The following is a 6247-nucleotide window of genomic DNA, read 5'->3' as shown; positions in this document are numbered from 1 at the left end:
GACCCGCCGGCCCCACCGGCCCCGCCATTGCCCCACAAACCCGCCGACCCGCCGGCCCCACCGGCAAGCCCCGAGCCCGCCGGCTGGGAAAACCCCGCACCGCCATTGCCCACCAGCCAACCGCCGTCATAACCGTTGGGATGGGCCGCGCTGCCATTGGCGCCATCACCGATCAACGGGCGCCCGGTCGCCGCCAAAAACGGCGCATTGATCACACCCAGCACATCGTCTTGCACACTTTGGGCCGCCGACACATTGGCCGCCTCCGCGGCGGCATACATCGACCCCCCGGCACTCAACGCCTGCACAAACCCGGCATGAAACACCCCCGCCTGCCCAGCAAGCCGCTGAAACCGCTGACCATAATCGCCGAACACCCGCGAAACCGCCGCCGACACCTCATCGCCAGCCGCCGCCGCCACCTGTGTGATCGCCGGCCCCGCCGCCACACTGGCCGACCCCACCGCCGAACCGATGCTGGCCAACTCCGCCGACACCGCGGCCAACGCCTCAGGGGCTGCGATCACATACGACGACATCCGCGCCTCCCAACCACACAACAGTGATGACCGCCCACCCGGCAAACCACCAGGACCGGGCGGCCAAAAACCCTACCAACAGCCCCCCAATTGTGGCAATTGCCAGCGACATTCGGCGCCCCAACACCCAGACCCCAAGCCCCCCAACCGAACACCTCAGACTCCCCCGGCCGCCAACACGGCCACCCACACACCCCATCTCGCATCACCAAAAGCCCCAGCACAGACAGCAGTAGCGCCGCCGAGCCGATGAATACAACAGCCAGCCAGTCCAATTCACCGATGCTGTGGCGCGCGCACCAACCTCAGCAGGCCCGCGCGGCGACCCGGAAACGAACCCCCTCGGTTCGCGACGATCGTTGCCGCCCAAAGGATTCCCACCACCAACGATCGAATACCCAGTCGATTGAATACAAGATAGGTAAAGCCGCCACCACGAGCCCACCGCGATCACCGCAATCCGCCGCACCCACACCGGTGAACGCGGCGCGCCCCGCTGAGGCACCGCGGAATGCTACGCGCTAATCACCGACACCGTGTTGCCGGCCAAGTTGGTGACGTAGACGTGACGGCACGCCAGGCGCCACGCCCGGGTGACCCACCCCAGTTCTCACCCGCCGCGCCCAGCCGGCGCCGCGCTCGCGGTCGCCGTTAGGCTTGCCCGCTGTGATCACCCGGATGTCCGAGCTGTTCCTGCGCACCCTGCGCGACGATCCCGCCGACGCCGAGGTGCCCAGCCACAAGCTGCTCATCCGCGCCGGCTACGTCCGGCCCGTCGCGCCCGGGCTGTACAGCTGGCTGCCGCTGGGGCTGCGGGTGCTGCGCAAGATCGAACGCGTCGTGCGCGACGAGATGACCGCGATCGGCGGCCAGGAGATCCTGTTTCCCGCCCTGCTCCCGCGCGCCCCGTACGAGACCACCAACCGCTGGACCGAGTACGGCGACAGCGTGTTTCGCCTCCAGGACCGCCGCGGCAACGACTACCTGCTGGGCCCCACCCACGAGGAGCTCTTCGCCCTGACGGTCAAGGGCGAATACAGCTCCTACAAGGACTTTCCGCTGCTGCTGTTCCAGATCCAGAACAAGTACCGCGACGAGGCCCGACCGCGGGCCGGCATCCTGCGCGTCCGGGAGTTCGTGATGAAGGACTCCTACTCCTTCGACATCGACGACGCCGGGCTCAAGGCCGCCTACCACGCGCACCGCGAGGCGTATCAGCGGATCTTCGAGAAGCTGCGGGTCCGCTACGTCATCGTGTCCGCGGTGTCGGGGGCGATGGGGGGCAGTGCCTCCGAGGAGTTCCTGGCCGAGAGCGAGGTCGGCGAGGACACCTTCGTGCGCTGCCTGGAGTCCGGGTATGCGGCCAACGTCGAGGCGGTCGTCACCGCGCGGCCGGACCCCGTGCCCATCGACGGGCAACCCGAGGCGGTCGTCCACGACACCGGTGACACCCCGACGATCGCGACCCTGGTGGACTGGGCGAACACGGCCGGCCTGGGCCGTGCCGTCACCGCGGCGGACACGCTGAAGAACGTCCTGCTGAAGGTCCGCCAGCCCGGCGGGGAGTGGGAGCTGCTGGCCATCGGGATTCCCGGAGACCGCGAAATCGACGACAAGAGGCTGGGCGCGGCGCTGGAACCGGCCGAGTACGCGTTTCTCGACGACGCCGACTTCGCCAAGTACCCGTTTTTGGTCAAGGGCTACATCGGGCCGAAGGCGTTGCGCGACAACGGTATTCGCTACCTCGTCGACCCTCGGGTGGTCGACGGCACCAGCTGGATCACCGGGGCCGACGAGCCCGGCCGGCACGTCGTGGGCCTGGTGGCGGGGCGCGACTTCACCGCCGACGGCACCATCGAGGCCGCCGAGGTGCGCGACGGCGACCCGTCCCCGGACGGCGCCGGCCCGCTGGTGTCGGCGCGCGGCATCGAGGTCGGCCACATCTTCCAGCTGGGCCGCAAATACACCGACGCGTTCTCCGTCGACGTGCTCGGCGAGGACGGCAAGCCGGTGCGCCTGACCATGGGTTCCTACGGCCTGGGGGTCTCGCGCATGGTGGCGGTGATCGCCGAGCAGCACCACGACGAGCTGGGCCTGCGCTGGCCGCCCTCGGTCGCGCCGTTCGACGTGCACCTGGTGATCGCCAACAAGGACCCCGAGGCCCGGGCCGGGGCCACCGCGCTGGCCGCCGACCTGGACCGGCTGGGCGTCGAGGTGCTGCTCGACGACCGGCAGGCCTCGCCCGGGGTGAAGTTCAAGGACGCCGAGCTGCTGGGCGTGCCGTGGATCGTGGTGGTGGGACGGGGCTGGGCGGACGGCGTGGTCGAGCTGCGCGACCGCTTCGGCGGACAGACCCGCGAGCTGGGCGCCGGCGCCTCGCTGGCCACCGACATCGCCGCGGCCGTCACCGGCTAGCGCCGCTACTCGTTGCCGCCCGGGAAGGTCGTCGTGATGGGCCAGGCGCCCAGCACCTTGTTCCAGCGCGCGGCCATCACCGCGCTCTGCGTCAGGGCGGTGGCGGCGAACGCGCGGTCGTCGGCGGTCTCGGCGTGCTCGATGACGGCGCGCCACGCCGTCGCGCCGTCGTTTTCCATCCGCACCGCCAGCCGCGCCGCGTCGGCGGCGCTGGCCACCACCAGGGGCAGCTGGTAGCCGGCGGCGGCGACGGGGGCGTTGACCTTGCGGGCGGCCAGCATGGCGACGACGTCGTCGCGGCGCTGGCGGTGCACGGTCAGCGCCTCGACCACCATGTCGTTGACGCTGGGCGGCGACATGGCCGACACGATGCCGTAGCCGTAGATCGTCGAGTGTTCGATGGCGAGCGCGTCGCACAGCGCCGCGCTGTCGGCGTCCTTGCCCGAGCTCATATCGACGGCCCCCCGAGCACCAGGGCGACCGCGTAGGACGCGGTGCACGACGCCGCGATCGAGGCGAGCAGCCCGGCCCGATACCCCGACTCGGTGGCCACCAGCCGGCTGGCGCTGTCGGCCGAGGCGCGCAGCGAGTTGATCACGTCGGACACCGGGGGCGGGGGCGGCGGCGGACCCGACGGTTCGGCCCGGCTGGAGCTGGGGGTGCTGGTTTCGCTCGACCCCGAGGTGAACTTCCCGGCCGCCCGGGAGATCTCCGTCGACAGGGCGCGCGCGTGCGCGGCGCGCTGGGTGGCGACCACGTTCAGCGCGGCGGCGATCTGGGGCGGATGGCCGATGTCCGTGGCCGCGGCCGTCGCCAGCGCGCTGTCCTTCCTGGCCTGGTCCAACGGCCCCAGCAGGTCCTCGACCGGCGGCGGCTTGGGCGGAGGCTCGCCGCAGGCGGCCGCCACCACCCCCAGCGCGGCCAGCGCCGCGCCGCCGGCAAGCACGCCCCGCCTGCTGGTGACGGGTCCTGCGCTAGACACAGCAACATCCTGCCATCGGAGCACCCGGCCACGAAGGTTGGCTGGTCGAAGGACCGCGACCACGCGGGATCACGCCGTGATCGGCGATTCCTGGCGTATCGTTGATAGCTGTCTCTGGCGGAAGGGCTGCGGGTGCGTTCCCCGGAGGCGCCGGAAGCCGCCCGCGCCGCGGCATCCGTAGATGACCGGACAACTCAAGATGAGGAGCTCGCCGTGACCACCGGGCTACCGTCGCAGACGCAGGTGATCGAGCTACTCAGTAGCGAGTTCGCGCGCGCCGGTTACGAAATCGAAGACGTGGTCGTCGACGCGCGCGCGCGGCCCCCGCGGATCGCGGTGATCGCCGATGGCGACCGACCCCTGGACCTCGACACGGTGGCCGCGCTGTCGCGTTCCGCGTCGGATTTGCTGGACGGCCTCGACGGAATCCGGGACCGATACGTCCTCGAGGTCAGCTCGCCCGGCGTGGACCGCCCGCTGACCAGCGACAAGCACTTCCGCCGCGCCCGGGGCCGCAAGGTCGAGATCGCCCTGGCCGACGGGTCTTCGCTGACCGGGCGCCTCGGCGAGACCCGCGACGGCGCCGTCGCGCTGGTGGTGCGCGCCGGCCGCGAGTGGGCGGTGCGCGAAATACCGATCGGCGACATCGTCAAAGCCGTTGTGCAGGTTGAGTTTTCGTCGCCCGCCCCGGCCGAGGTGGAGCTGGCGACCGGGGTGAGCGGGGGTCGGTCCGACGGGACGGCGCCCCCCGCTCGCGATGGAAAGGAGCGCCGCTGATGAACATCGACATGGCCGCGCTGCACGCGATCGAGGTGGACCGGGGCATCTCGGTCAACGAACTGCTCGAGACCATCAAATCCGCGCTGCTCACCGCCTACCGGCACACCCAGGGCCACCAAATGGACGCCCGCATCGAGATCGACCGCAAGACCGGCGTGGTCCGGGTGATCGCCCGCGAGACCGACGAGGACGGCAACGTCATCAGCGAATGGGACGACACCCCAGAGGGTTTCGGGCGCATCGCGGCGACGACGGCCCGCCAGGTGATGCTGCAGCGGTTCCGCGACGCCGAGAACGAGCGCACCTACGGCGAGTTCTCCACCCGCGAGGGCGAGATCGTCGCGGGCGTGATCCAGCGCGACAGCCGGGCCAACGCCCGCGGCCTGGTCGTCGTGCGGATGGGCACCGAGACCAAGGCCTCCGAGGGGGTGATCCCCGCGGCCGAACAGGTCCCGGGGGAGAGCTACGAGCACGGCAACCGGCTGCGCTGCTACGTGGTGGGGGTGTCCCGCGGGGCGCGCGAGCCGCTGATCACGCTCTCGCGCACCCACCCCAACCTGGTCCGCAAGCTGTTCTCGCTGGAGGTGCCCGAGATCGCCGAGGGGGCCGTTGAGATCGTGGCGGTGGCCCGCGAGGCCGGCCACCGCTCGAAGATTGCCGTGCGGTCCAACGTCCCCGGTCTCAACGCCAAGGGCGCCTGCATCGGCCCGATGGGGCAGCGGGTCCGCAACGTGATGAGCGAGTTGTCCGGGGAAAAGATCGACATCATCGACTACGACGAGGACCCGGCCCGCTTCGTCGCCAACGCGCTGTCGCCGGCCAAGGTCGTCTCGGTGTCGGTGATCGACCAGACCGCCCGGGCCGCCCGCGTGGTGGTGCCCGACTTCCAGCTGTCGCTGGCCATCGGCAAGGAGGGCCAGAACGCCCGGCTGGCGGCCCGGCTCACCGGGTGGCGCATCGACATTCGCGGCGATTCGCCCGGGCAGGCCGAGCACGAGCACGGCGCGACGCACCCCATGGCGCACGACCGCTGAACCGGAATCGGCGGTTCGCGCGGCTGGTTCTGAGCATCGGTTGGGTCAAGCTAGACTATTGCGTGATCCAGCGCGAACTTTCGGCCCCCGAAACCAAGCGGGCGCACCGAAGCACCGGGGGACCGGTGCGAACGTGTGTGGGGTGCCGGAAGCGAGAGCTGGCCGTCGAACTGCTTCGCGTGGTGGCTGTGTCGACCGGGAACGGCGAATACGCCGCGATCGTTGACACGGGCAGGAGCCTGCCGGGGCGGGGTGCGTGGCTGCATCCCGTGTCGCAGTGCGCGCAACAGGCGATCCGGCGGCGGGCTTTCACCAGAGCGTTGCGCATCAGCGGTCCACTGGACACCTCCGCGGTGGTCGAGCATGTCAGCGCGCTCGACCCGGCCGGCAACAGAACAGGTAGCAAAGAACATGAGCACACCGTGAAGTCCCGATGACAATGCGTCATAGCTAAACCCGAGGCGCGGCCGCCCTTTCGACTGTCGCCTCATGGACAG

Annotated in this window: 7 protein-coding genes; 4 read left to right on the top strand and 3 right to left on the bottom strand. The window is 70.5% G+C overall.

Annotated features, from left to right (window positions below):
- Positions 1-539 (bottom strand): PE family protein (locus AWC19_RS28420; protein WP_142281460.1); only part of this gene is annotated, 539 nt, incomplete at its 3' end.
- Between the two features lie 666 nt (positions 540-1205).
- Between AWC19_RS28420 and AWC19_RS28415 the strand changes: the two genes are divergently transcribed.
- The gene (locus tag AWC19_RS28415) at positions 1206-2954 is read left to right on the top strand and encodes a proline--tRNA ligase (RefSeq protein ID WP_085081389.1); all 1749 of its coding nucleotides are present in this window, start codon (positions 1206-1208) and stop codon (positions 2952-2954) included.
- 5 nt (positions 2955-2959) lie between these two features.
- Here the strand turns inward: AWC19_RS28415 and AWC19_RS28410 are convergent, their stop codons facing one another.
- Together AWC19_RS28410 and AWC19_RS28405 are read right to left on the bottom strand one after the other, a co-directional pair.
- On the bottom strand, positions 2960-3406 hold the full coding sequence (locus AWC19_RS28410; protein WP_085081388.1) for a ferritin-like domain-containing protein: 447 nt from the start codon (positions 3404-3406) through the stop codon (positions 2960-2962).
- A complete protein-coding gene (locus tag AWC19_RS28405; RefSeq protein ID WP_211285022.1) occupies positions 3403-3960 on the bottom strand; it encodes a twin-arginine translocation signal domain-containing protein in 558 nt (185 codons plus the stop codon). The genes AWC19_RS28410 and AWC19_RS28405 overlap by 4 nt, the downstream gene beginning before the upstream one ends.
- Before the next feature lie 189 nt (positions 3961-4149).
- On the opposite strand from AWC19_RS28405, the gene rimP reads away from it, so the two are divergent.
- The 3 genes from rimP (at position 4150) to AWC19_RS28390 (ending at position 6187) form a co-directional block, all read left to right on the top strand.
- A complete protein-coding gene (gene rimP / locus AWC19_RS28400) occupies positions 4150-4713 on the top strand; it encodes a ribosome maturation factor RimP (RefSeq protein ID WP_085081386.1) in 564 nt (187 codons plus the stop codon).
- On the top strand, positions 4713-5750 hold the full coding sequence (gene nusA, locus AWC19_RS28395; RefSeq protein WP_085081385.1) for a transcription termination factor NusA: 1038 nt from the start codon (positions 4713-4715) through the stop codon (positions 5748-5750). Before rimP ends, nusA begins: the two co-directional genes overlap by 1 nt.
- Before the next feature lie 188 nt (positions 5751-5938).
- A complete protein-coding gene (locus AWC19_RS28390) occupies positions 5939-6187 on the top strand; it encodes a YlxR family protein (RefSeq protein ID WP_372508534.1) in 249 nt (82 codons plus the stop codon).
- The last annotated feature ends 60 nt before the right edge of the window (positions 6188-6247 follow it).

The sequence above is a fragment of the Mycobacterium palustre genome, assembly GCF_002101785.1.
Lineage (GTDB): Bacteria > Actinomycetota > Actinomycetes > Mycobacteriales > Mycobacteriaceae > Mycobacterium > Mycobacterium palustre.
This window is presented reverse-complemented; position numbering and strand designations above follow the sequence as displayed.